This is a genomic window from Wenyingzhuangia sp. IMCC45467 (assembly GCF_054111205.1).
This window is the reverse complement of sequence record NZ_CM134196.1, coordinates 906,495-930,104: the sequence shown is the minus strand read 5'-3', so window position 1 is coordinate 930,104 and position 23,610 is coordinate 906,495. Positions and strand designations below refer to the sequence as shown.

Sequence of the window (23,610 nt, the reverse complement as noted above, 5' to 3'; positions counted from 1 at the left end):
TTTATTTTTAATGATCTAATTCTTTTGGGTTGATAAGGTTGGGTAAAATAACAGATTGAAATCCGCTTTTTAAGGTGTACCACCAACTGTGAAACATAGATCTGTTTTGTGGTCTTTTATAATACATATTCCCTGTTCGATAATTTTTTGTATTGGGAATATTGTTTTGTTTTAATAAAAATTGATTAATGAGAAAGGTAGGAAGTTTTTCTACAATATGTTCATCTTTGTCAAACAATCCTATTTTTATGTTTTTATAATCTAGAATAATATCTCCCGTAGCTTTGTTATTATTTCCATAAATAGAAAAATCTAATCTATTACATTCTCCAGATAGCACTCTAATTCTTTTTGATAATAATAAAAAGGTATTAAATTGTTCAAAATCAAAAGGACTTACGTTTCCTTTAATGGAGTAGGGAAATAATTTAGGTGTTAGCCAGAAGTCAATATTTAAGTTGATGCTATTTTTGTTTAAGACCAAAGCTTTTAGGTTTAGGTTGATTTTATGGTCTTTTTTGTTTTGAATATTAAAAATAGTAGCGTTGATTTTGTTAAAATAAATGAGTCCTTTTTTTTGAGTTTTTTTGCTGATTACGTTAATGTTTACACGATTATTAACAAGTTTGGCTTTAGTAATTTTTACAGGTAATTTTGTGTTGTACAAAAGTTCATGTAATAAAGGCTTGTATCCGTTAGGATCTGGTTTTTTGTTTTCATCAGTTACAACAGATAATAAAGTATTTTTTAGTGTGATGTTTTTAATACTGAAAGAATCTTTATTAATTAGGGAATGATAATTAATATTGTTGAGTGAAAGTTGAGGGATTTTTAAAACCAATCTTGATTTTTTATAAGTGTATTTTGTCTTCCATTCTTCTTCGGTTGGTTTAGGAGTTAAATGAAAATTTAAAAAAGTTGTTGTTTTTTGTTGGGTGGAAATTTTGTCCCAAGTGAGTTCATAGTCACTATTAATATTGTTATAAATTCCTTTGGAAGTTGCGTACTGAATATTTTTAAAAGTGATGTTTTTTGGGGTGATTTTTAAGTTCTCTATAACACTATAAATTTCTTTAACATTAAACCTTTTATTGTTTTTAATAAGATGAATATTGGTGTTTTTAATAGATGTTTTGTTAACAATAAAAGCATGTTTAATGTTTTCTAAACCTTTGCTTTTTTTGTTTTTTGGAGGGAAATTTAGATTGATGTTTCCATTAATAATTTCTATTTCGTTAAAATGAATGATGTTGTTGTTGAGGAAATATAACCAGTTGAAATTAAGTAAATTGAGTTCTTTAAGAGAGATGGTGTTTTGATTTTTTTGGTAAATAATATTTTTAAATTCTACATTATTACAAAGCCAAGAAACGTTTACTGTTTTAACAGTTAAACCTTTTGTTTTGTCTATCTCTTTTTTTATAAAATATTCAGCGATAAAAGATGTAATCGTAAAAAGCAATACCAATATTAACACTACAAACCCCAACCATTTAAGTATTGGTTTTAATTTTGTGTTTACCTTTTCTTTTTTCATAACAAACCTTTGATACTAAAGGTATGAAAATAAAGGAGTTTAATGATTGCTGAATAAAGTATATAAATCATATAAAAAGTTAATGTATATCAACTTTTAAATAAAAAAATATAGAATGAGAAGTTTAAAATTGCATTCCCACTTTAAAATTTAAAATACGTCCTGTTAAAATATTAGGAACACTATTGTATTGTTGACGGTCTACATCGTAAATCCAAGTGTTAGTGGTGGTATTGTTAATGTCAAAAATATTAAAAAGTTCAATCCCCAATTCTAGTTCTTTAAATCTGCTTAAAAAACCAGAGGTATATTGTTTTTTGCGATCAACAATAATATAAGAAGCTCCTAAATCGGCTCTTCTATAAGGTCTTAATCTTGTTTGAAAATCATATCTATCAACCGTAGTGCTATTGTCTGCTCTGGCATTTATTGGAGCTCCTCCTGGTAAACTGCTGTTTAAAACTAAGTTTAAAAATACTTTAAAATTAGGGTTACTTGGCACGTAATCTTGAAACAGTATTGCTAATTTAAAACGCTGGTCTGTAGGTCTTGCAATATAGCCTCTGTTATTGGTGTTTTCTTCGGTTTTTAATAAGCCTAAACTTACCCAACTTTCTTTTCCTGGTACAAATTCTCCGCTCAACCTTACATCTAACCCTGTTGCGTAGGCTTGGGTGTTGTTGTTTGCATCGTACCTTACCCTAACGTTATCTAAAGAATAAGCGTTTACGTTGTTTAACTGTTTATAGTAAACTTCGGAAGTCATTTTAAAAGGTCGTTTCCATAAAGTAAAACTATATTCGTTAGAAAATACGTAGTGAATAGATTCTTGAGCTTTTACATTGCTTTGAATGTTTCCATTTACATCTCTTAATTCTTTGTATGATGGAGGTTGATGGTAATAACCAGCCGATGCTCTAAAAACCATATCTGTATTTTGCCAATCGGGTTTTAAAGAAAGTCTAAAACGAGGGCTTATTACTTGTTGGGTTGATGAGCTTATTCCTGTATTGTTATTTTTAATATTCCACAATTGAGTTCTAATTCCTGCATGATGCCATAAAATATGATTTGCTATATGCCATTTTTTATTCCATTGAAAATAACCAGAAAATCTATTGATGTTAACATTGTTTTGTGCCTTAACTTTATAATACAAGTCTATAGGAGCGGTAAAAGGATCAAAAGGTTGATTGTTAACAGTATTTAAATTAGGGTTTCTTAAGGTTAATCCATTATTGTCTATGGCTTTCCATTCGTTAACACGATCTCTAATGTTTTCACTTTGAAATTTTGCTCCAAGCTCAAATTGATGTTCGTTAATTTTATGTTGGAGAGAAACTTTAAGGTTCTGAATTAAAATATCTAAATCGTTTCTGGCATGGTCTAGTTGTGTTCCTACACCAGAAGTGTATAATGGAGTTCCATTAACAGGATCAACTTCTACAATAGAGTAGGCTCCAAAAATATCATAATATTCTTGTTCCTGAGTGTTAAAGGTAGAGGTTGTTATATTTAATTTGGTGTTTTTGTTAAAGTTGTAATTATAAGTTAAGGCTCCAAAATAAGTTTTAAAATCGTCTTGCTCATTTCCCTCGTATAAAACAACTAATTCTCTAGGTTGAAACAAACCACCAAACTTTGTAACTCTAGAAATTGGAGTAAAATTATAATTGTTAATGGCTATGTTCCCTAAAAAATCTAAACTGCTTTTAGGGTTAATTTTATAGGATAAATAAGTTTGTATGTCAGCAAAAATAGGTTTAAAGTTGGTTTCTGTATCTTTACTATTAACTAATAATTGATTGTTACGGTAACGAGCCCCAATTAAGGTAGAAAGTTTTTTGTTTAAAAATAAATCTTCGTAAGTGTAACTAGCTCCTAATAAATTTAGGTTTACTATAGAGAGCTGTTTGGTGGGTTTTTTGTAATGAATATTTAGTACAGATGATAATCTATCTCCATATTTGGCTTCAAATCCACCAGCAGAAAAGTTAATGTTTTCTGTCATATCAGAATTTAAAAAGCTCAATCCTTCTTGTTGTCCAGATCTTATTAAAAAAGGTCGATAAATTTCAATTCCATTTACATACACCAAATTTTCATCAAAACTACCTCCACGAACACTGTATTGTGTGCTTAGCTCATTGCTGTTGTTAACTCCAGGTTGGGTCATTAATAAGTTTTCTATTCCAGCATTTGCACCAGGAATTCTTTTAAATTCTTCAGCTTTTAATTTTACAATTCCTTCTTGAGCGGCTTGGTAACTTTTTAGGTTGATAACCTCCATTTCTTGAGATTGAATTTTAAGAACAGGGGAATATTTAATGGTTTTGTTTTTATATCCTTTAAAAGTTTTAAAAACAGAACCGTAACCTAAATAAGAAAATTTAACCAAGGTTTGTTCATGGGCAGGAATTTCTATTTTGTAGGCACCATTTTCATCACTAACCACTCCTTTTTTATTGTAGGTAATGTTTACACCAGATATAGGTTCTTTGTTTTTGTTAGTTACCACACCTGCTACAAATCCTGTTTGAGAAAACAAGAGTGCAGTGTGTAAAAAAATGAATAAGGATAAAAATGTTTTCAATAGTTATTTATTTGTAAAAGCTAGCTTCGTAAGTTTTGGTATTTCCTAGTACATCCTGAATTTTAAGTTTAAAAGCATGTTGTTGTTTGGTAGCTTTTAAATCTTCTAAATCAAAAAACAACCTGTTTTTTTTAGGTTGATATTCCATTAAAATCCATTTTCCATCAATGGTAGCATAGTAGTTTTTAATATCAGTTTCTTTATCTTTAATATAAATACTCAAGGTTTTATGATTGCTAATGTCTTGTTTGTTATAAAAACTAGGCTTGTAAATAATAGGAGCAATACTATCAAATTTTAAATAAAAATCACCTAAATATTTGGTGTTGGTATAAATTTTATTGTCTTTTTTATAGGTGCTAACATAGTTGTAGTTTCTTCCACTTTTGTATGCAAAATATACATGCTTTTTTTCATTAGCAGATAAGCTATCTGTAAAATAAGTCAAAGTATAACTTTTGTTTAAAGGCAATTTAGGTTTGTGAACGTGAATTGTATTTTTACTGATACTATAATCTAAATAGACATCATTATAAAAAGTGTTTTTAGGAAATCTAAGTTCTGAGTTACCTAGTTTAAAAACAGTGTATTTGTTTTGGTTTACAAAATAAGGTGTTTCTGTATTTTCTTTAATAATAGGAGTAATGATTTTATTTCCTTTAATAGGAATTCTAATGGTGGTAGTGTTATTGGCAAAGTCTTTTACAATAATCTCTACACGATAATGTTGTTGATCTTTAATGTTTAAAAATCCTTTGTTTCCATCAGTTTTGTATATAGACAATCTATTGGCAGGTTCAATGTAAGTTTTTTGGTATTTTTTTCGGTGTTTAGCATAATATTCATAATCAATTAAAAGATTAATGTATTTACTTTCATCAAAAGCAAAAGTTTCTAAATCGTGATGATACACCAAAGTATCATTTACCATCATATCAATACTATAAACACCATTTTTGTTAGCTGCGTTGTTCAGTAAGTCATGGGTGTTAATTTGTAAGCCAACTTTACCAATAGCCTCTACTTCATCTGCCACATATAAATGACTATTTATTTTTTCTGTATGAATGTTTTGTGCTACAGGTATTTGATTTACAGCTGCATTGTCACCAAAAGGAGTTACTCTAAGTCCGTTAAATCTTGGAGTAATGTTATCAGGAACTTTTAAACCAAACAACAAAGGATTGATGATTTTTTCAGTTTTACTGTCTCTAATTTCAAAATGAAGGTGAGGAGCAGTAGATCCTCCAGAGTTACCTGAGTAAGCAATAATTTCGTCTTTTTCTATGGTTAATTCTTCGCTACTAGGAAAAAGTTGAATTTCAAAAGATTCTTTAGCATATTGTTTTTGTTTGATATAATTTTCAATTTTATCACTAAACTTTTTTAAGTGACCATAAACAGTGGTATATCCGTTAGGGTGGGTAATGTAAATAGCTTTTCCGTATCCCCAAAGAGAAATTTTTATTCTAGAAACATATCCCTCTTTAGCGGTGTGTACTTCTTTACCGCTAATTCCTTTTGTTTTAATATCTATACCAGAATGAAAATGATTGGTTCTTAATTCACCAAAAGTTCCCGCCAAAATAATGGGGAAATCTAAAGGGTTTCTAAAGTCATTTTGAGGGTATTGGTGTTGTCCAAATGATGTGCTAATAGCGATAAAACAGAGTGAAAAGAGTATTTTATTCAAGAAAATGTATTTAAAGTTTATACAAAAATATTAAAATAGACCGATAAAACTCTGAGAAACAAACTTAATAAGGAATTTTGCAATTTACTGTCTAAAAAATTGGAAATAAGAATAACAATGCTATTTTTGTAGATAAGGTTTTAGCGATAATAACTATGGGAAGTCAACAAAATATAATTGCCACATTAGAGGCTAATATTGAACAACTTCTGGAACGCTACGAGTTTTTGCAAAAAGAAAATCATATTTTATCTAATAGCAATTTTGCTTTACAGCAAAGTAATAAAGGGTTAGAAGATGAAATTTCTTTTTACAAAGAACAGTTACAATTGTTAAAAATTGCTAAAACTATAGGAGGTAGTGAAGGATATAAGAAGGATACGAAAGCTAAAATTGATTTTTTAGTTGCAGAAATAGATCAGTGTATTAAAGAATTAAATACATAAGCTCTTTAAAATGGCCGATACATATAAAATTAATGTAGCGATAGGTGGTAGAAATTACCCAATTTCTGTAAAATCTACAGAAGAAGAACAAGGGGTAAGGGCTGCTGCAGTAAACATTAATAAGTTAATTTCCGATTATGAAAGTAATTATGCAGTTAACGATAAACAAGATGTGTTAGCCATGTGTGCCTTACAATTTGCATCTATTTTAGAAGTAAATAAGGTCATCAAAGAAGAAGAAAATAATGCAATTATTACTAAAATGTCAAAATTAAATAGTAAATTACAATCGTATTTAGATAAATAAAGTTCTTTACATAGAAATAAAAACACTGCCTACTTTGGTTTTCGTTTGATAAACTCAACACTATATCTTTAAAAAGGATGAGTCTATTGTGTTAAAGCGAGCTGTAATATATACAGATACTTGATCACAATGTTAGTCCTAAAACATGTTTTTTGGAGTTTATAAAACTAACCTCAGTAGGTTTTTTTATATATATAATTTAACTTAAACTAATGAATACAACCATAATACTTGTTGCTGTTGCAGCCCTGTTAATAGGGTTTGTTATAGCAAAAATGCTAGAGAAATTCAGGGCATCTGAAATTACGGTTCAGGCAGAAAAGGAAGCAGCTTCTATTGTTAAAGAAGCCAAATTAACTGCAGAGACTGTTAAAAAGGATAAAATATTACAAGCTAAAGAAAAGTTTATTGAGCTCAAAGCAGAGCATGAAAAGGTGATTTTAGCACGTGATAAAAAGATATCGGAATCTGAAAAAAGAGCTAAAGACAAAGAAACTTCTTTAAATAAGGAGATTGAAAAAGAGAAAAAGTTAAACAAATCTTTAGAAGAAAAACAAAAAGATTACGATTATCGCTTAGACTTCTTGGAAAAGAAACAAGTAGAGCTAGATAAAATGCATAAAAAGCAGGTAGATATGTTAGAGTCTATATCTGGTTTGTCTGCAGATGATGCTAAAGTACAATTGATAGATTCTTTAAAAGCTGAGGCTAAGACAGATGCAATGGCATATATAAGAGATACTATTGAAGAGGCAAAATTAACAGCAGAGCAAGATGCACGTAAAGTTATTTTAAATACCATTCAGAGAGTTGGGGTAGAGCAATCTATAGAAAACTGTGTGTCTGTTTTTAATATTGAATCAGATGATGTAAAAGGACGTATTATTGGTCGTGAAGGTCGTAATATTAGAGCTATAGAAGCTGCTACTGGTGTAGAAATTATTGTAGATGATACTCCAGAGGCAATTATTCTTTCTTGTTTTGATCCTGTTCGTAGAGAAATAGCTCGTTTATCTATGCATAAATTGGTAACAGATGGACGTATACACCCTGCTAGAATTGAGGAGGTTGTAGAAAAAACAGAAAAACAGATTAATCAAGAAATTATAGAAGTTGGTAAGCGTACAGTCATAGATTTAGGGATTCATGGTTTACATCCGGAATTGATAAAGACAGTTGGACGTATGAAATTCCGTTCTTCGTACGGACAAAACTTATTACAACACTCTAGAGAAGTTGCTAACCTTTGTGGATTGATGGCTGCTGAATTAGGACTAAATGTAAAAGCTGCAAAAAGAGCAGGATTGTTACATGATATAGGTAAGGTTCCAGATGCAGAGAGTGAATTACCACACGCAATTTTGGGAATGCAATGGGCAGAAAAATATGGAGAAAAACCAGATGTGTGTAATGCCATTGGAGCGCATCATGATGAGGTGGAAATGAAATCTATGATTGCCCCAATAGTTCAAGTTTGTGATGCAATATCGGGAGCAAGACCAGGAGCAAGACGTCAAGTATTAGATTCTTATATACAAAGATTAAAAGATTTAGAAGATTTAGCATTTGGCTTTACAGGAGTGCAAAAAGCATATGCTATTCAGGCAGGACGTGAATTACGTGTCTTAGTAGAAAGCACTAAGGTAACTGATGAGCAAGCTGTAGATTTATCTTTTAATATTTCTCAAAAAATACAAACCGAAATGACTTATCCAGGTCAAGTAAAAGTTACGGTAATCAGAGAAACTAGAGCTGTGAATGTAGCTAAGTAATTTACATTGTCAGTTAACAATATGTAATTGACAAAGAACAATTGTTTATTGTCCAAAAAAAGCGTTTTTAGAAACTTCTAAAAACGCTTTTTTTTATGTTTAGTTGTTCTAAGCTTATATTTAAGGTCATCGAGCGAAGTAGTGATGCACTACCTTGAGATAATAGTGTTAATTTTTATTTTTTTTCGCTAATTGCTAATTTCTCGCTCTAGGATGAAATTTATTCACAACTTCACTTAATTTGGTCTTGTCTACATGCAAATAGATTTCAGTAGTAGTTATGCTTTCGTGCCCCAACAAAGCTTGAATCACGGTTAAGTCAGCACCACCATTTAAAAGATGTGATGCAAAAGAATGTCTAAAAGTATGAGGGCTAATGTTTTTTTTAATATTTGCTTTCTCTGCTAATTGTTTAATGATGGTAAAAATCATAACTCTTGTAAGTTGACTTCCTCTTCTGTTTAAAAATAAAATATCTTCGTTGTTTTTTTTAGGAGGTGTTAAAACCCTTTGTTTATTTATGTAGTCTGTAATAATGTTTTCTGTGTATAGATTTATGGGGACCAAGCGCTGCTTATTTCCTTTTCCGGTAATTTTTATAAATCCTTCATCAAAATATAAATCGGAAATTTTTAGGTTGATGAGTTCACTTACACGTAATCCACAACCATATAAAGTTTCTAAAATGGCTTTATTCCTTTCTCCTTGAGGATGAGATAAATCAATAGCATCAATTATTTTATTGATTTCATTTTCAGATAAGGTGTCTGGAAGTTTTAATCCTATTTTAGGAGATTCAATAATATCCATAGGATTGTCTTCTCTGTATTTTTCAATTAATAAGTAATCAAAAAAAGAAGAAAAACTAGAGATTAATCTAGCCTGTGATCTAGCTTTGTGTGTTTTTGAGTAGTTATATATAAAAGATTGTAAGTCGGTAGTTTTTATATTTATAGGAGTAATGTTGGATTCCTTAAATGAACCTTCGAGTTTCTCACAATCTCCTTGGTAGTTGATGATTGTGTTTTTTGATAATCCCTTTTCTATGAGTAGGTATTGGGTGAATTCTTTAATGTAGGAGTTCCATTTCATTGTAACGTAAAAATAAGGATTAAATACTTAGGTGTAATAAATATTTTAGAAGTGTTATTTATAGTATGTTTAGTAGATTACCCTTGTTTTTTCTTACTTTTGACATAAATCAATACTGCCATTATCATGAAGATTTTAATATTAAATGGACCTAACTTAAACTTGTTAGGGAAAAGAGAGCCTGAGATTTATGGTTCGGAAACTTTTGAGCAATATTTTGAAACTCTAAAAGGTAAATATTCAGAGATTTCTTTAGAGTATTTTCAATCGAATAGTGAAGGGACTTTGGTTGATAAAATTCATGAAGTTGGATTTTCTTACGATGGAATTGTAATGAATGCAGGAGCGTACACTCATACTTCAGTTGCTATTGCAGATGCGATTAGTGGTGTTAACACTCCGGTGGTAGAGGTACATATTTCTAATACCCATAAAAGAGAAGCTTTTAGACATAAATCTTTTTTATCTCCTGTTAGCAAAGGAGTTATTTTAGGATTTGGATTAAAGAGTTATGAGTTGGGAGTGGAGAGTTTTATAAAATAAATAATGAATAAAGAACAGAATTGGCTGTATGAGATAAGCCCCAAAAACAATCTTTTTGATTTAAATTTAAAAGAAGTCTGGCGATATAGAGATTTGTTATTTCTTTTTGTGAAAAGAGATGTAGTCACAGTGTATAAACAAACTATATTAGGTCCTCTATGGTACTTAATTCAACCCTTGTTTACATCAATAATATTCACGTTGGTATTTAATAAAATAGCTAATATCAGCACAGGTGGAATTCCACCTTTTTTATTCAATCTAGCAGGAATCACAAGTTGGAATTATTTTAAAGACTGTTTAACAGAAACTTCTGATACCTTTAAGAAGAATCAAGCGATATTTGGAAAAGTATATTTCCCTAGAGTTATTATGCCGATGTCAGTTGTGATTTCAAACCTGTTAAAGTTTGGAATTCAGTTCGGAATTTTTGTTTGTTTCTATTTGTATTTCGTTTTTAGTGGTAGTTTAATAAACCCTAATATATATATATTAACATATCCTATTGTGTTGTTATCTATGGCAATGTTGGGCTTAGGTTTAGGTATGATTATATCTTCTATGGTAACAAAATATAGAGATTTATCTTTTTTAATTTCTTTTGGAGTACAATTACTAATGTATATATCACTAGTAAGTTTGCCGTATAGTTTATTTAAAGAAAACAATTTAACATGGGCGGTAGATTTTAATCCTGTTGCTCATATAATTGAATATAGTCGATTTGTAATGTTAGGAGAAGGAACTGTAAGTAAATTTGGGATTATATACACTTTAATTTTTTCTGTAGCTGTTTTCTTTTTAGGAATTTTAGTTTTTAATAAAACAGAAAAAAGTTTTATTGATACGATATAATATGGAGCAGGATATCATTTTAAAAGTTGAAAACGTTTCTAAACAATATCGTTTAGGGACTTTAGGAACTGGAACTGTTAGTCATGATTTAAATAGGTGGTGGCACAGGGTTAGAGGAAAGGAAGATCCGTATTTAAAAGTTGGAGAAACGAATGACAGATCAACAAAAGGTAATTCCGAATATGTTTGGGCTTTGAAAGATATTTCTTTTGAAGTTAAGAGTGGAGAAGTTTTAGGGATAATTGGTAAAAATGGAGCAGGGAAATCTACTTTATTAAAAATTTTATCTAAAGTAACAGGTCCTAGTACAGGTAGTATAAAATCTAGAGGAAGAATAGCATCTTTACTAGAGGTGGGGACTGGATTTCATCCTGAAATGACAGGACGTGAAAACATCTATTTAAATGGTGCTATTTTAGGAATGACTAAAAAAGAAATTAATGCTAAAATTGATGAAATTATTGCTTTTTCTGGATGTGAACGTTATATAGACACTCCAACCAAGAGATATTCTAGCGGTATGACCGTTCGTTTGGCTTTTGCTGTAGCGGCTTTTTTAGAACCAGATATTTTAGTGGTTGATGAGGTTTTAGCAGTTGGTGATGCAGAATTTCAGAAAAAAGCCATCGGAAAGATGCAAGACATTTCTAATACTGATGGTAGAACAGTTTTGTTTGTGAGTCATGATATGTCAGCAATACAGAGTTTGTGCTCTAGGTTGGTTGTTTTGGAGAACGGGAAAATTGGATTTGATGGTGAAACTCCTCACGGGATTAGTTATTATTTGAGTACAGGTAGTACTCAAAGAAACCTAATTATAGGTAATAATATTATAAAATCCGTTAATGTAGTAAATGGTGCCAGTTTTATTTCAGAATCTAATTTAGAGATTGAAATTGATTTAATAATTAATAAACCTATAGAAGCCCCTGTTTTTTTGGTTATAATTAACAATTATAAACGAAAAAAAATAGCGGAATTTCATACTCAAGGAGTTGGTTTTAACGATTTAGTAGTTAAAGATACAGTCTTAAAGCTCTCTATAAAAAAATTAAATTTACATTTAGGAAGTTATACAATAGATATTGTTTTCTATGATGGAAAAAGATATGAGTTTGAATCAGTAACGGAATTTAATTGTATTAAGGTAAATCATCAAATAAATAAATTTCATAAAAAAGAAAACGATTTTTATTTTTCATATAATTATACTTTCAAATCATAATGAATATACATCTTAAAGGTTATTTTGGTTACGAAAACTTAGGAGATGATTTGTTGATGATATCTTCAATTAGATTAATTTATCAAAAATATCCAGAAGCACATATTTATATTAGGTCTAAATCTAACTATATAAATGACTTATTTCCAGAAGTTTTTTTAGTTGATAGTTTTGAAAATCTTCCTGTTATTGATATTTTGATATATGGAGGAGGTGGTGTTTTTTTTGATTTTATTGACGGTGGTTGTAAGATCAAGAATAGTGCTGTAAAAGTAATATCCCTATCTATATTTAATAGATTAGTGAAAATAATAAGACCAAAATCAAATTTGAAGATTTTAGGTTGGGGGTTAGGAATTGGTCCATATAATATAGGGTCTAAAAGATTTTTAAATGAAATGTATCATCTATCAAGATTTGATTTTTTAGGAGTAAGAGATAAAAGGTTAAGTTACAAGATTGCAAAAAAAGTAAACTCAAAGAATACTTATGTATATACAGATATCGTATTTCAAAAAAAGTTATGGATAGATAAATACAACATAAATGAAAATTTGCAGACTAGTTCAGTATGTATTATTCCAAGAGGTTGGGAATTTGAAAAAAAAGAGCTTAAAGAATTACAATTAGCAAAATCATTAAAAGAAAAAGGAATAGAAGCTAAATTTCTTTTTTTTAATCCTGAAAAAGATAAAGATTGTATTGAGTTAGTTAAATTGACAGAGTTTAAAAGTTTTTTGTATCAGCCACGTAATGCTAATGCTTTTTTGTCAGAGTTAAAGGCATCAAAATTAATTGTTACACAGAGAGCTCATGGTGCAATCGTAGCAAGTACATTAGGGTGTCCATCTATTTGTATTGGAATTGAAGAGAAGCTTAAAAATGTTCATAGCATGATTCCAGAGTCATCACTCTTCTGTAGTTTAGATTATAATATTAATGAAATGACTTCTTTGATAATTAGTGAATTAGAAACTGAAAAATTAAAAGTAAAAGTTAAAAAGGATTTAATTAAAAATCAAACTATAATAACCCGATTAGAAGAAAAAATAAATGAGTTATCCATCTACTAATACTCCTTTAGTTTCTATAATATTACCAGTTTATAATGGTGAGAAATATATAATACAATCTATAGAAAGTTGTTTGCAACAGACATATAAAAACCTGGAGTTGATTATTGTTAATGATTGTTCAACTGATAATACATTAGCTATAGCAAAAGAGTTTCAAAAAAAAGATGATAGAATAATTATTATAGATAATCAAGCTAATAAAAAATTACCAGCAAGTTTAAATATTGGTCATAAAGCTGCAAAAGGAGATTTGTTTACGTGGACAAGTGATGATAATATATATTTACCTAGAGCTATAGAAACAATGGTTCTCGAAATTGAAAAAAAGAATTCAGATTTTGTATATGCAGATTTTATTCAAATAAACGATGAAGCTAAAGAGTTAAGGAGTTTCAAATTAGAAGAGCCAGAAGAATTAATTTGGAGAAATGTTATTGGTGCTTGTTTTTTGTATAAAAAAGAAGTGTACAAAGCTAATAAAGGATACAACGAACATTTGTTTATGGTAGAAGATTATGATTTTTGGTTAAGAGCTTTTTTTAATTTTAAATTTTATCATATAAATACAATCTTGTATAAATACAGAATACATACCTTAAGCTTAACATCAGAAATAAATGATACAAACTCTGAAAAGCAGTTGATTTATGAAAAGAACAAATATAACATGTATCAAAGTGTTTTTAATGAATATAAGTTTCCTTTAGCACTTCAAGATTTAATTTTGCATTTTCAAAAAACACATATAATTAGCAGTGATGTTTTGCTCAATAATTTTAGTGATATTAAAAATTTTTATCAACGAGTGTTTAAAAAAACATCATACAAAAAACATCTTTATTACTTAAAAGATAAGTATATAAAAGGAGTTAGGAAATCATACAAAACACAAGGTGTTGTTCCATTTGTAAATATGATATTTTTTTTTAGTTCTGTAATGACTTTTAATGATTACAAAACAGCTCTTAAAATAGCAACACATAAAATATTAAAAAAATAATGGAACTACCATTAGTAACCATATTATTAGCAACTTACAATAGAACTCATTTAATAGGAGAAACCTTAGACTCTATTTTAGCACAAACGTATGCTAATTGGGAATGTATTATTATAGATGATAATTCTACAGATAATACAGAAGAATATTTAAAAAATAATTACTTAAATAAAGATTATAGATTTAGTTATTATAAAAAGGATTTAAAGAAATATAAAAAAGGATTAGCTTCTACTAGAAATATAGGTTTAAACATTGCTATAAAAAAGAAAAGTGAGTTTATCCAGTTTTTTGATGATGATGATATTATGCATCCTGAGAAATTGAAATTACAGATGGTGCCTTTTTTTGAAGATAAGTCTTTGGATATGACATTATGTATGTATCGAAGTTTTAAAAACACTAACATTATTAACTATGATTTGGTAAGTAGTAATGATGGAGGGACAAATGTGATGTGTAATAATTTGTTTTGGGATTTTTATGCTGGAAAAATTAATTTAAATTCATTAGGTCCATTATGGAAATTAAAAAGTTTAAATGGTTTTAGATTTGATGAAACATTGAGTACAGGTGAAGAGAGAGATTTTTATTTGAGAGTTTTTTTAAAAAAAAATATAAAATATAAGCCGATAGAATATGTACTGTTTTGGTATAGAAAGCATAATGTAACTGTTACAAATGGAGTTTTGATAAATAAAAAACAAACTAAAAGTTCCTTGAGAAGAATACATAGAAAAATTAAAATATTAATATTATTTTCAACTAAGACAAGTATCAAGAAAAAAATATCTGCTTTGCTAGGTTTGTTAAAATTTAATATCTCATGATTGATAATCCATTAGTTTCAATTGTTATTCCTGTATATAATAGAGCTCATTTAATAAGTGAAACCTTAGACTCTATAATGAATCAAACATATGCTAACTGGGAGTGTATAGTAGTTGATGATGGATCTAATGATGATTCACTATTAATTATAAATAAATATTGTATTAAAGATAATAGGTTTAAGTGTTATTCTAGACCTAGTGAAAAAGTAAAAGGAGCAAATTCATGTAGAAATTTTGGTTTTGAACAGTCTAAAGGTATTTACGTAAATTGGTTTGACAGTGACGACATAATGTCAGAATTAAAATTAGAAAAACAAGTTGAAAGGCTTTTAAAAACAGAATATAATTTTACGGTTTGTCAGACAATGACATTTCAAAATTCAGTTGGTAACACAAAAGGGTTAAGAAAAGATAAGGTACACTCATCGAATTTTTTAGATGATTTCATAACAAATGAAATTAAGTTTTTAACTCAATCTCCAATGTTTAAAAGAGATTTTATAGAGTTAAATAAATTAGAGTTTGATGAAAAATTACATTGTTCTCAAGAAAGAGATTTTTTCGTTAAATCTTTAGCTTTGGTTGATGATTATGATTTTACGGAAGAAGTTTTTGTATACTTCAGAATAAATAGTGAGGGAATATCTCAAAGTTATAAATCAATTGAAAAAGTAAAATCAGTTTTTGATGTTGAGTACAATATTCTATTAAATAATTATCAAATATTAAGCCCAAAAACAAAGAGATATTTGTTAAAGAGGTTAATAAGTGAGTTAAATTACTCTTTAACTTCTAAGTTTTATAGTTTAAGTAGGCTTTTTATTAAAAAACTTATGTCAGAAAAAATAAATTTAGGTTTTGTAAATATTATTAGATTAATAACTTCTTATATTTCCTATCGAGTAATAAGAAAAGGGTATTCATTATTACCTAAATTGTAGAAATTAATGAGAACAGGAGTAAACCCCGAAAAGTTTAAAAACAATAAAATACACTATTACCAACATAGAGTTATAGTGCCTGTTTATATACCAAATCTAGAAGAGGAGTTTTACAAGAATTCATTTGAGGTTTTAAAAACATGTTTAAATTCATTGTTTTGTACAACCGAGTCAAAATATACAGCAATTACAATTATAAATAATAATTGCTGTAATGAGATTTCTGAGTATTTAGAAAGTTTATTAAGAGATAAAAGAATAGATAAAATAAATAAATATTCACAGAATAAAGGAAAGGTATATTCAGTTTTATCTGAACTTAATAGTTCATATGAAGAGTTTATTACTATAACAGATGCAGATGTTTTTTTTATGGATAATTGGTTGTTACATACAATAAATGTTTTTAATCAATTTTCCAATGTAGCTTTTGTTTCACCGTTACCATGTCCATCAAATTATAAGTACTTAAATAGACCGTTATTGCTAAAAGAGTTTTTTAATATTAAGTTAAAAAGGGTTGTAAGTGATAAAAGTTTTCAATTGTATGAAGAAGGAGTAAATCCTAAAGTAGATTATTTTGAAGGTAAAAAATGGAACTGGAAGTTAGGCCAATATGTGTTAGTGAATAAAGATAAACAAGCTTGCGTAGGAGCAACACACTTTGCTTTCACTCTTAATAGAAAATATTTAAATTTAAAAGATTTAAAAGGTCCAGAGTTTGTTTTTAGAAATGGTGATGAAAAAAAATACTTAGAAAAGTTTATTGAAGAAAGTTTAGGTTATAGATTATCAACTGTTGATACTTATGCTTACCATATGGGGAATACTCTAGAAAGTTGGGTGAAAAAATATAAACATACTAGTAGTAGAAACTATATGTCATTTGTAAGTAAACCATTGAAAAATAAGTTGTTTAAGATTGATTTTATAATAATTAGAATGTTATTTAAAATTATAGGGAGTAAAATATATAAAAATTAATGCAAGATATTCTCATTATATCAGAATCTATAGATGTAGAAGATAGTAGTGCATCTAAAGTAAATGTTGCTCTAATTTTAAACTTGGTAAAAATAGGTTACAAAGTAAGAGTTTTACACTATACCAGAAAAGATATTCAGTTGGGTAATAATATTGAATGTATAGCTATTTCAGAAATTAAATTATCTCTCAATTATTTTTTAAGTAGGTCACAAAGAATATTTCAAAGACTTACAAAAATGAATATATCTAAACTATTAGAAAATATATTTGGTCATTCATTTACTTTTTTTAATGATACAAAAAGTATTTCTAAGGCAGTTTCTAAGTATTATAATAATGAAGAGTTAATTATTACCCTAAGCAAAGGAGCTAGCTTTAGACCTCATTATACAATGCTTAGTTTACCAAGTTTATATAATAAATGGTTGGCATATGTACATGATCCGTATCCTTTTCATTATTACCCAAGACCATATAATTGGGTAGAGGCAGGATACCAATTTAAAGAACAATTTTTTAGAAAAGTATCAGAGAAAGCAAAGTATAGTGCTTTTCCAAGTCAATTACTCAAAGAATGGATGGGAAGTTATTTTCCAAGTTTTTTAGAAACAGGAATTATTATTCCTCATCAAAATCTAGAGGTAATAACTAATAGTGAAGAGACTAATTTGCCTAATTATTTAGATGTCAATAAATTTAACTTATTACATGCTGGAAATTTAATGAAACAACGTTCACCTATATGTTTGATAAAGGGGTTTAGATTGTTTTTGAAAAAGAATATTGAAGCTAAAGAAAACTCTAAGTTATTATTGTTAGGGAATGCCGATTATTATAAAAATGAGTTACTAAGTAAAATAGATGAAAATATATATTGGAGTCAAGGAAATGTTTCTTTTAATGAAGTTAATGTCGTTCAAAACAACGTGTCTGTAAATATTATTTTAGAATCCAAAGCAGAAATTAGTCCTTTTTTACCTGGTAAATTTCCAAACTGTGTAAATGCTAATAAGCCTATTTTATTATTAGGTCCATATTATAGTGAGAGTAAACGTTTGTTAGGTGAAGATTATTCATATTTAACTGAAGTAGATGATGTAGAAAAAATTTCAGAATTAATTGAAAAATTATATTTGAATTGGGTAAAAGATAAAAATCAAAAATTAAATAGACCGGATTTAGAAAAATACATAGGAATACAATTTTTAAAAGAACAATTAGAAAACATGAAGTAATGAACATTAAATTTTCAATTGTTATTACAACCAAAAATAGGTTGAAAGACTTGATATACACTTTAAAAACTTTAGAAGTTTATACGCAAAGAAATGATGTTGAAATGATTATTTGTGATGATGCTTCTACAGATGGTACTCAAGAGTTTTTAAAAAATAATTGTTTAGAATATACCTTAATTTTTAATAAAAAAAGCAAAGGATTAATAGCTAATAGAAATACACTAAATAATTTAGCAAAAGGAGAGTATATTATTTCTTTAGATGATGATGCTAATTTTTTATCAGAAAATGTATTAGAAGAAATAGAAAAATGTTTTATAGATTACCCTAAATGCGGTGTTCAGAATCTAAGAATATTTTGGAGTAAAAAAACACCTGAAAATAAAATAAGTACAGAAAAGTATCAATTAAACAAAGGTTTTGTAGGTTGTGGACATGTTTGGAGGAAAATAGCATGGGATGAAATACCAAATTATCCCGAATGGTTTGTGTTTTATGGAGAAGAAGATTTTGCTGCTTTTCAATTATTTAAACAAGGATGGAATATTTTATACAATCCTAAAGTATTAGTTCATCATAGAGTAGATATAAAATTAAGAAAAAAACAGAAAGATTATAGATTAAGGTTAAGAAGATCTTTACGTTCAGGTTGGTATCTTTATTTATTATTTTATCCTACGAATGAAATACCTAAAAGATTTATATATACGTTCTGGCAACAAATTAAAAAGAAGACTTTTAAGGGAGATGTTAAAGCAACCATAGCAGTCTTTCAAGCAATTTTAGATGTAATATATAATTTTCCGAGAATAATCAAAAACGCTAATAGATTAACAACTCAAGAGTTTAAAGAATATCAACAATTACCCGATACAAAATTATATTGGAAACCAAATAAAGAATAAAATGTTTATTATAGCAGAAATAGCACAAGCACATGATGGAAGTTTAGGAATGGCACATGCATATATTGATGCCGTGGCTAAAACAGGATGTAATGCTATAAAGTTTCAAACACATATTGCAGCAGCAGAAAGTAGCATACACGAACCGTTTAGAGTTAAATTTTCTAAACAAGATGCTACTAGAATGGAATATTGGAAACGTATGGAGTTTACTTTGGAACAATGGAAAGAAATAAAACATCATTGTGACGAAGTTGGTTTAGAATTTATGAGTTCTCCTTTTAGCAATGCTGCGGTAGATTTGTTAGAAGAAGTAGGGGGGAAACAATACAAAGTAGGCTCTGGAGAAGTCAACAATTTTCTATTGCTAGAAAAAATAGCACAAACAGGTAAGTCAGTTATTATTTCATCAGGAATGAGTTCTTTTGAGGAATTAGATAAAACAGTAGCGTTTTTAAAATCTAGAGGAGTTGCTTATTCTATTCTGCAATGTACAACGGCTTATCCAACAAATCCTGAGCAGTTTGGTTTGAACGTAATTCAAGAATTAAAAAATAGATATAAAGTACCTGTAGGGTTTTCAGATCATTCTTCTTCTACAGAAGCTTGCATTGCTGCTACTGCTTTGGGTGCAGAAATTTTAGAGTTTCACGTAGTGTTTGACAAAGAAATGTTTGGACCCGATGCAAAAGCTTCTTTAACCATGGCAGAAACTAGTCAATTGGTTAAAGCAGTAAAAAATATAAATATTGCAATGCAAAATCCTGTGAACAAAACAGATAATTCAGCATTTGGTGATTTAAAGGCTATTTTTGAAAAATCATTGGCAGTTAACAAAGATTTAAAAAAAGGTGATGTTATCACTTTTTCTGATTTAGAAACTAAGAAACCTAAAGGATTTGGTATCTTGGCGAGTGATTACGAACAGGTGATTGGAAAAAAAATCAATAAGGATTTAAACCAATGGGATTTTTTAAATGAAGAAGATATAACTGAATAATATGGCAATCAAAAAAATATGTGTAGTTGTTACTGCACGTCCATCTTATAGTAGAATTAAAACCGCTTTAACAGCAATAAAAAATCATCCTAAGTTAGAATTGCAGTTGGTGATTGCAGGTTCCGCTTTGTTGGGACGTTATGGTAATGCTGTAGAGTTTATAGAAAAAGATGGTTTTACCATAGAAGAGAAAGTTTTTATGGTTTTAGAAGGTGAAAATCCTACTTCTATGGCCAAAACTACAGGTTTAGGAGTTATGGAACTGGCCAATGTTTTTTATCGTTTACAACCAGATGCTGTGGTAACTATTGCAGATAGGTTCGAAACAATCGCAACAAGTATTGCAGCCGCTTATCAAAACATTCCGTTAATTCATATTCAGGGAGGAGAAGTTACAGGGAATATAGATGAAAAAGTTCGTCATGCCAATACTAAATTAGCAGATGTACATTTGGTGGCTTCAGAAGATGCTAAGCAAAGAGTCTTAAAAATGGGAGAAAATCCAGAGATGGTTTTTAATACTGGATGCCCGTCAATAGACTTGGCAGATGAAATAAAAAAGAATCCAACTTTAGATTTTGATCCTATTCAAAAATATGGAGGTGTTGGTGTAGAAATTAACTGGAAAGAACAAGGTTATCTTGTGGTTATGCAACACCCTGTTACTACAGAATATGTATCGGCAAGAAAAGATGTAGAAGAAACCTTAAAAGCGGTTCATGAATTAAATATGCCTACTTTTTGGTTTTGGCCAAATGTGGATGCAGGTTCTGATGGAACTTCTGGAGGAATAAGGTCTTTTAGAGAAATACACAAACCACAGAATATCCACTTCTTTAAGAATATGGAGCCAAATGATTTTTTAAAATTATTGGCTAATAGTAAGTGTTTAATAGGGAATTCTAGTGTAGGTATTCGTGAGTGTTCTTATTTAGGAGTACCTGTGGTAAATATAGGAACTCGTCAAAATAAAAGAGAAAGAGGAAGTAATGTGTTAGATACTGTTTATGATAAAAATGAAATCATAAAAAGCATTCAAAATAGAATTACTGTTACTGATATTGTATCAGAAAATATTTATGGAGATGGTGCTTCTGGTCAAAGAATAGCCGATATTCTTGCAGAGACGTCATTAACTTTTCATAAAACAATCGTGTACTAATGAAAATATTAGGAATTATACCGGCAAGAGGTGGCTCTAAAGGAGTTCCTAGAAAGAATATTAAATTACTAGGAGGAAAACCTTTGATTGAATACACTTCTGAGGTTGCTTTGGCTAGTAAATTGATTGAAACAGTTGTTTTAAGTAGTGATGATGATGAGATTATAGAGGTTTCAAAAAACTTAGGTATTGAAGTTCCTTTTAAAAGACCCTCAAATTTAGCTATTGATACAGCTCCTACATTACCCGTTATTCAACACGCCTTAGCATATTATAAAAGTATAGGAAAAATATTTGATGCTGTATGTTTGTTACAAGTAACCAGCCCTTTTAGAACTGTTGGTTTTTTAGATAAAGCCATTGAAAAGTTTGTAAAATCAGAGGCTGATAGTTTGGTTTCTGTACAAGAAGTACCACATGAATACAATCCTCATTGGGTGTTTGAAGAATCCTCGGACGGAAATTTAAAAATTGCGACTGGTGATGAGCAAATTATTTCTAGAAGACAAGATTTGCCTAAAGCTTACCATAGAGATGGTAGTATTTATATTACCAAAACTACAGTTCTTTTAGAACAAGATTCTTTATATGGAAATAGTGTTGCTTATATAGAGTCCCCTAAGGAATGGTATGTAAACATTGATACCATGGCTGATTGGGAAAAGGCAGAAGAATTGTTGAAAAAATTAAAAAACTAAACATGTGTGGTATTGCTGGGGTTATAGGGGTTGATGCAAATCAAAAAAGTTTAGATTGCATGTTAGAAAAACAACATCATAGAGGGCCTGATTATAGAGGTTTCTGGAAAGATGAAAATGTTTTTTTAGGTCATAATAGACTTTCTATTCTTGATTTATCAGCAAAATCAAATCAACCTTTTGAGAGCAATTGTGGTAATTATATATTGGTGTTTAATGGTGAGATTTATAATTATATAGAACTTAAAAAAGAACTTTCTTTTTATAATTTCAATACTAGTTCAGATTCTGAAGTACTTTTAGCAAGTTATATAAAATGGGGAAAAGATTGTTTACACAAATTAAACGGGATGTTTTCTTTTTCCATTTGGCATAAAAAAGAGCAAACTTTATTTGCTGCAAGAGACCGTTTTGGTGTAAAACCTTTTTATTATCATCATTCACAAAATACATTATATTTTGCTTCAGAAATAAAAGCTATACATGCAGCTGGTATCCCAAGAAATCCTAATGAAACAGTATGGGCTAGTTATTTTGCTTATGGTTCTTATGGAATGCCTAATGAAACCTTCTGGGATCAAATACATCAACTACCTGGGGGACATTATTTGGAATACAAGAATAATCAGCTAGAGATAAGTAAATGGTATTTTTTTGAAGAAGAAGTTAAAAAATATCAACAAAAGATAACATCGTTTGAGGAAGCCAAATCAATATATAAAACTCTTTTATTAGATAGTATTTCTATAAGGTTTAGAGCAGATGTATCTATAGGTTTTAATATCAGTGGAGGATTAGATAGTTCTACATTGTTAGCTTTTGTAAATCAACTAGAAAAAGGAAAAAACATAAAAGCTTATACTTTTTATACAGATGACGAAAGGTATGATGAATTGCCTTGGGTAGAAGAAATGATTGGCTTAACAAAAAATCCTTTAAACAAAGTATTGTTAACTCCTAAAGATAAATTAAGAGAAAAAGTAGAATTTATTGCACAACATCAAGATGAACCCTGTGGAGGAATACCAACTGTTGCTTATAGCCAAATTTTTAAACAAGCTAGAAAACAAAATTCCTTAGTGTTGTTAGATGGGCAGGGAATGGATGAGCAATGGGCTGGGTATGATTATTATACTCAAAATAACAACAATACCATCCAAGGAGTTTCTAAATCTCCTTTTAGACCAAATGTTCTAGAGTCTACTTTTTTAAAGAAAGCAGTAAAACCTAATTATCCTAATTTGTTTAACGATGATGTGCTAAACAAACAATATAGAGATTTATTTTATACCAAAATACCAAGAGCTTTAAGGTTTAATGATCGTGTATCAATGGCTTATAGTACTGAATTGAGAGAACCTTTTTTAGATTATCGATTAGTAGAGTTTGCCTTTGCACAACCCATTGAGTATAAAATTAAAAATGGAGTTCAAAAGCATTTATTGAGAGAGTTAGTTTCAGAGTTTTTAAGTGATACAATCACCTATGCACCTAAAAGACCATTACAAACTCCTCAAAGAGAATGGTTAGGAGAAGAACTTTTTGATGAAGTGGAAAATGCAGTATATAAATTAAAAAACAGTAATATAGCTCCTTGGTTTAATTTTTCTGAATTAGATAAAGAGATTGATAAATATAAAGAGGGAGATAAAGATTCTAGTTTTCATATATGGCAATGGTTAAATACTAGTATTTTAAATTAATGAA

At 29.0% G+C, this 23,610-nt stretch carries 21 protein-coding genes and 1 other RNA gene; 18 read left to right on the top strand and 4 right to left on the bottom strand.

What is annotated here, in order from left to right:
• Nucleotides 1-7: 7 nt before the first annotated feature.
• The 3 genes from ACXGQT_RS04075 to ACXGQT_RS04065 form a co-directional block, all read right to left on the bottom strand.
• On the bottom strand, nt 8-1,537 hold the full coding sequence (locus tag ACXGQT_RS04075; protein WP_457830131.1) for a hypothetical protein: 1,530 nt from the start codon (nt 1,535-1,537) through the stop codon (nt 8-10).
• A gap of 124 nt (nt 1,538-1,661) precedes the next feature.
• A complete protein-coding gene (locus ACXGQT_RS04070; RefSeq protein WP_457830130.1) occupies nt 1,662-4,130 on the bottom strand; it encodes a TonB-dependent receptor in 2,469 nt (822 codons plus the stop codon).
• A 7-nt stretch (nt 4,131-4,137) separates the two neighbouring features.
• Complete coding sequence (locus ACXGQT_RS04065; RefSeq protein ID WP_457830129.1) at nt 4,138-5,823, bottom strand: M23 family metallopeptidase; 1,686 nt, start codon at nt 5,821-5,823, stop codon at nt 4,138-4,140.
• Nucleotides 5,824-5,978: 155 nt separating this feature from the next.
• On the opposite strand from ACXGQT_RS04065, the gene ACXGQT_RS04060 reads away from it, so the two are divergent.
• The 4 genes from ACXGQT_RS04060 to rny all read left to right on the top strand — a co-directional run bounded on the left by ACXGQT_RS04060 (nt 5,979) and on the right by rny (nt 8,348).
• Complete coding sequence (locus ACXGQT_RS04060) at nt 5,979-6,269, top strand: hypothetical protein (RefSeq protein WP_457830128.1); 291 nt, start codon at nt 5,979-5,981, stop codon at nt 6,267-6,269.
• A 10-nt stretch (nt 6,270-6,279) separates the two neighbouring features.
• Nucleotides 6,280-6,576 carry a cell division protein ZapA gene (locus ACXGQT_RS04055; protein ID WP_457830127.1) on the top strand — a complete coding sequence of 99 codons (297 nt, stop codon included), beginning with the start codon at nt 6,280-6,282 and terminating at the stop codon, nt 6,574-6,576.
• Nucleotides 6,577-6,628: 52 nt separating this feature from the next.
• Nucleotides 6,629-6,737, top strand: a non-coding RNA gene (gene ssrS, locus ACXGQT_RS04050) — 6S RNA.
• 51 nt (nt 6,738-6,788) lie between these two features.
• Entirely contained in the window at nt 6,789-8,348 is a 1,560-nt protein-coding gene (gene rny / locus ACXGQT_RS04045; protein WP_457830126.1) for a ribonuclease Y, read from the top strand.
• A 195-nt stretch (nt 8,349-8,543) separates the two neighbouring features.
• Here the strand turns inward: rny and xerD are convergent, their stop codons facing one another.
• Nucleotides 8,544-9,440: a site-specific tyrosine recombinase XerD gene (xerD, locus tag ACXGQT_RS04040; RefSeq protein ID WP_457830125.1), complete on the bottom strand. Its 897-nt coding sequence runs from the start codon at nt 9,438-9,440 to the stop codon at nt 8,544-8,546.
• A gap of 126 nt (nt 9,441-9,566) precedes the next feature.
• Between xerD and aroQ the strand changes: the two genes are divergently transcribed.
• The 14 genes from aroQ to asnB are packed head-to-tail and all read left to right on the top strand — an operon-like array spanning nt 9,567 to nt 23,606.
• Nucleotides 9,567-9,983, top strand: coding sequence for a type II 3-dehydroquinate dehydratase (gene aroQ, locus ACXGQT_RS04035; protein ID WP_457830124.1), 417 nt, complete (start codon nt 9,567-9,569; stop codon nt 9,981-9,983).
• Nucleotides 9,984-9,986: 3 nt separating this feature from the next.
• Entirely contained in the window at nt 9,987-10,838 is an 852-nt protein-coding gene (locus ACXGQT_RS04030; RefSeq protein ID WP_457830123.1) for an ABC transporter permease, read from the top strand.
• 1 nt (nt 10,839) lies between these two features.
• Complete coding sequence (locus ACXGQT_RS04025) at nt 10,840-12,063, top strand: ABC transporter ATP-binding protein (RefSeq protein ID WP_457830122.1); 1,224 nt, start codon at nt 10,840-10,842, stop codon at nt 12,061-12,063.
• Entirely contained in the window at nt 12,063-13,136 is a 1,074-nt protein-coding gene (locus ACXGQT_RS04020) for a polysaccharide pyruvyl transferase family protein (protein WP_457830121.1), read from the top strand. The genes ACXGQT_RS04025 and ACXGQT_RS04020 overlap by 1 nt, the downstream gene beginning before the upstream one ends.
• Entirely contained in the window at nt 13,117-14,139 is a 1,023-nt protein-coding gene (locus tag ACXGQT_RS04015; RefSeq protein WP_457830120.1) for a glycosyltransferase family 2 protein, read from the top strand. The genes ACXGQT_RS04020 and ACXGQT_RS04015 overlap by 20 nt, the downstream gene beginning before the upstream one ends.
• Complete coding sequence (locus tag ACXGQT_RS04010; protein ID WP_457830119.1) at nt 14,139-14,969, top strand: glycosyltransferase family 2 protein; 831 nt, start codon at nt 14,139-14,141, stop codon at nt 14,967-14,969. Before ACXGQT_RS04015 ends, ACXGQT_RS04010 begins: the two co-directional genes overlap by 1 nt.
• Entirely contained in the window at nt 14,966-15,913 is a 948-nt protein-coding gene (locus ACXGQT_RS04005; protein WP_457830118.1) for a glycosyltransferase family 2 protein, read from the top strand. The genes ACXGQT_RS04010 and ACXGQT_RS04005 overlap by 4 nt, the downstream gene beginning before the upstream one ends.
• Before the next feature lie 6 nt (nt 15,914-15,919).
• Entirely contained in the window at nt 15,920-16,897 is a 978-nt protein-coding gene (locus ACXGQT_RS04000; RefSeq protein ID WP_457830117.1) for a glycosyltransferase family A protein, read from the top strand.
• Nucleotides 16,897-18,135, top strand: a complete 1,239-nt coding sequence (locus ACXGQT_RS03995; protein WP_457830116.1) for a UDP-glycosyltransferase — start codon at nt 16,897-16,899, stop codon at nt 18,133-18,135. Before ACXGQT_RS04000 ends, ACXGQT_RS03995 begins: the two co-directional genes overlap by 1 nt.
• Nucleotides 18,135-19,043: a glycosyltransferase family 2 protein gene (locus tag ACXGQT_RS03990; RefSeq protein WP_457830115.1), complete on the top strand. Its 909-nt coding sequence runs from the start codon at nt 18,135-18,137 to the stop codon at nt 19,041-19,043. Before ACXGQT_RS03995 ends, ACXGQT_RS03990 begins: the two co-directional genes overlap by 1 nt.
• A gap of 1 nt (nt 19,044) precedes the next feature.
• Nucleotides 19,045-20,043 (top strand): N-acetylneuraminate synthase family protein, encoded by a 999-nt coding sequence (locus ACXGQT_RS03985; RefSeq protein WP_457830114.1) that lies wholly within the window; start codon nt 19,045-19,047, stop codon nt 20,041-20,043.
• Between the two features lies 1 nt (nt 20,044).
• Nucleotides 20,045-21,205 carry a UDP-N-acetylglucosamine 2-epimerase gene (neuC, locus tag ACXGQT_RS03980; protein ID WP_457830113.1) on the top strand — a complete coding sequence of 387 codons (1,161 nt, stop codon included), beginning with the start codon at nt 20,045-20,047 and terminating at the stop codon, nt 21,203-21,205.
• The gene (locus ACXGQT_RS03975) at nt 21,205-21,903 is read left to right on the top strand and encodes an acylneuraminate cytidylyltransferase family protein (RefSeq protein WP_457830112.1); all 699 of its coding nucleotides are present in this window, start codon (nt 21,205-21,207) and stop codon (nt 21,901-21,903) included. The genes neuC and ACXGQT_RS03975 overlap by 1 nt, the downstream gene beginning before the upstream one ends.
• 2 nt (nt 21,904-21,905) lie before the next feature.
• Nucleotides 21,906-23,606, top strand: coding sequence for an asparagine synthase (glutamine-hydrolyzing) (gene asnB, locus ACXGQT_RS03970; protein ID WP_457830111.1), 1,701 nt, complete (start codon nt 21,906-21,908; stop codon nt 23,604-23,606).
• Nucleotides 23,607-23,610: the final 4 nt, after the last annotated feature.

Bases quoted from the DNA above. Each gene is read 5' to 3' on its own strand.
- ACXGQT_RS04020 (WP_457830121.1), top strand. From the start codon at position 12,063: ATGAATATACATCTTAAAGGTTATTTTGGTTACGAAAACTTAGGAGAT.
- ACXGQT_RS04060 (WP_457830128.1), top strand. From the start codon at position 5,979: ATGGGAAGTCAACAAAATATAATTGCCACATTAGAGGCTAATATTGAA.
- ACXGQT_RS03975 (WP_457830112.1), top strand. From the start codon at position 21,205: ATGAAAATATTAGGAATTATACCGGCAAGAGGTGGCTCTAAAGGAGTT.
- aroQ (WP_457830124.1), top strand. From the start codon at position 9,567: ATGAAGATTTTAATATTAAATGGACCTAACTTAAACTTGTTAGGGAAA.
- ACXGQT_RS04055 (WP_457830127.1), top strand. From the start codon at position 6,280: ATGGCCGATACATATAAAATTAATGTAGCGATAGGTGGTAGAAATTAC.
- rny (WP_457830126.1), top strand. From the start codon at position 6,789: ATGAATACAACCATAATACTTGTTGCTGTTGCAGCCCTGTTAATAGGG.
- ACXGQT_RS04030 (WP_457830123.1), top strand. From the start codon at position 9,987: ATGAATAAAGAACAGAATTGGCTGTATGAGATAAGCCCCAAAAACAAT.
- neuC (WP_457830113.1), top strand. From the start codon at position 20,045: ATGGCAATCAAAAAAATATGTGTAGTTGTTACTGCACGTCCATCTTAT.
- ACXGQT_RS04025 (WP_457830122.1), top strand. From the start codon at position 10,840: ATGGAGCAGGATATCATTTTAAAAGTTGAAAACGTTTCTAAACAATAT.
- ACXGQT_RS04005 (WP_457830118.1), top strand. From the start codon at position 14,966: ATGATTGATAATCCATTAGTTTCAATTGTTATTCCTGTATATAATAGA.
- ACXGQT_RS04000 (WP_457830117.1), top strand. From the start codon at position 15,920: ATGAGAACAGGAGTAAACCCCGAAAAGTTTAAAAACAATAAAATACAC.
- ACXGQT_RS03985 (WP_457830114.1), top strand. From the start codon at position 19,045: ATGTTTATTATAGCAGAAATAGCACAAGCACATGATGGAAGTTTAGGA.
- asnB (WP_457830111.1), top strand. From the start codon at position 21,906: ATGTGTGGTATTGCTGGGGTTATAGGGGTTGATGCAAATCAAAAAAGT.
- ACXGQT_RS04075 (WP_457830131.1), bottom strand. From the start codon at position 1,537: ATGAAAAAAGAAAAGGTAAACACAAAATTAAAACCAATACTTAAATGG.
- ACXGQT_RS04010 (WP_457830119.1), top strand. From the start codon at position 14,139: ATGGAACTACCATTAGTAACCATATTATTAGCAACTTACAATAGAACT.
- ACXGQT_RS04015 (WP_457830120.1), top strand. From the start codon at position 13,117: ATGAGTTATCCATCTACTAATACTCCTTTAGTTTCTATAATATTACCA.
- xerD (WP_457830125.1), bottom strand. From the start codon at position 9,440: ATGAAATGGAACTCCTACATTAAAGAATTCACCCAATACCTACTCATA.
- ACXGQT_RS03990 (WP_457830115.1), top strand. From the start codon at position 18,135: ATGAACATTAAATTTTCAATTGTTATTACAACCAAAAATAGGTTGAAA.
- ACXGQT_RS03995 (WP_457830116.1), top strand. From the start codon at position 16,897: ATGCAAGATATTCTCATTATATCAGAATCTATAGATGTAGAAGATAGT.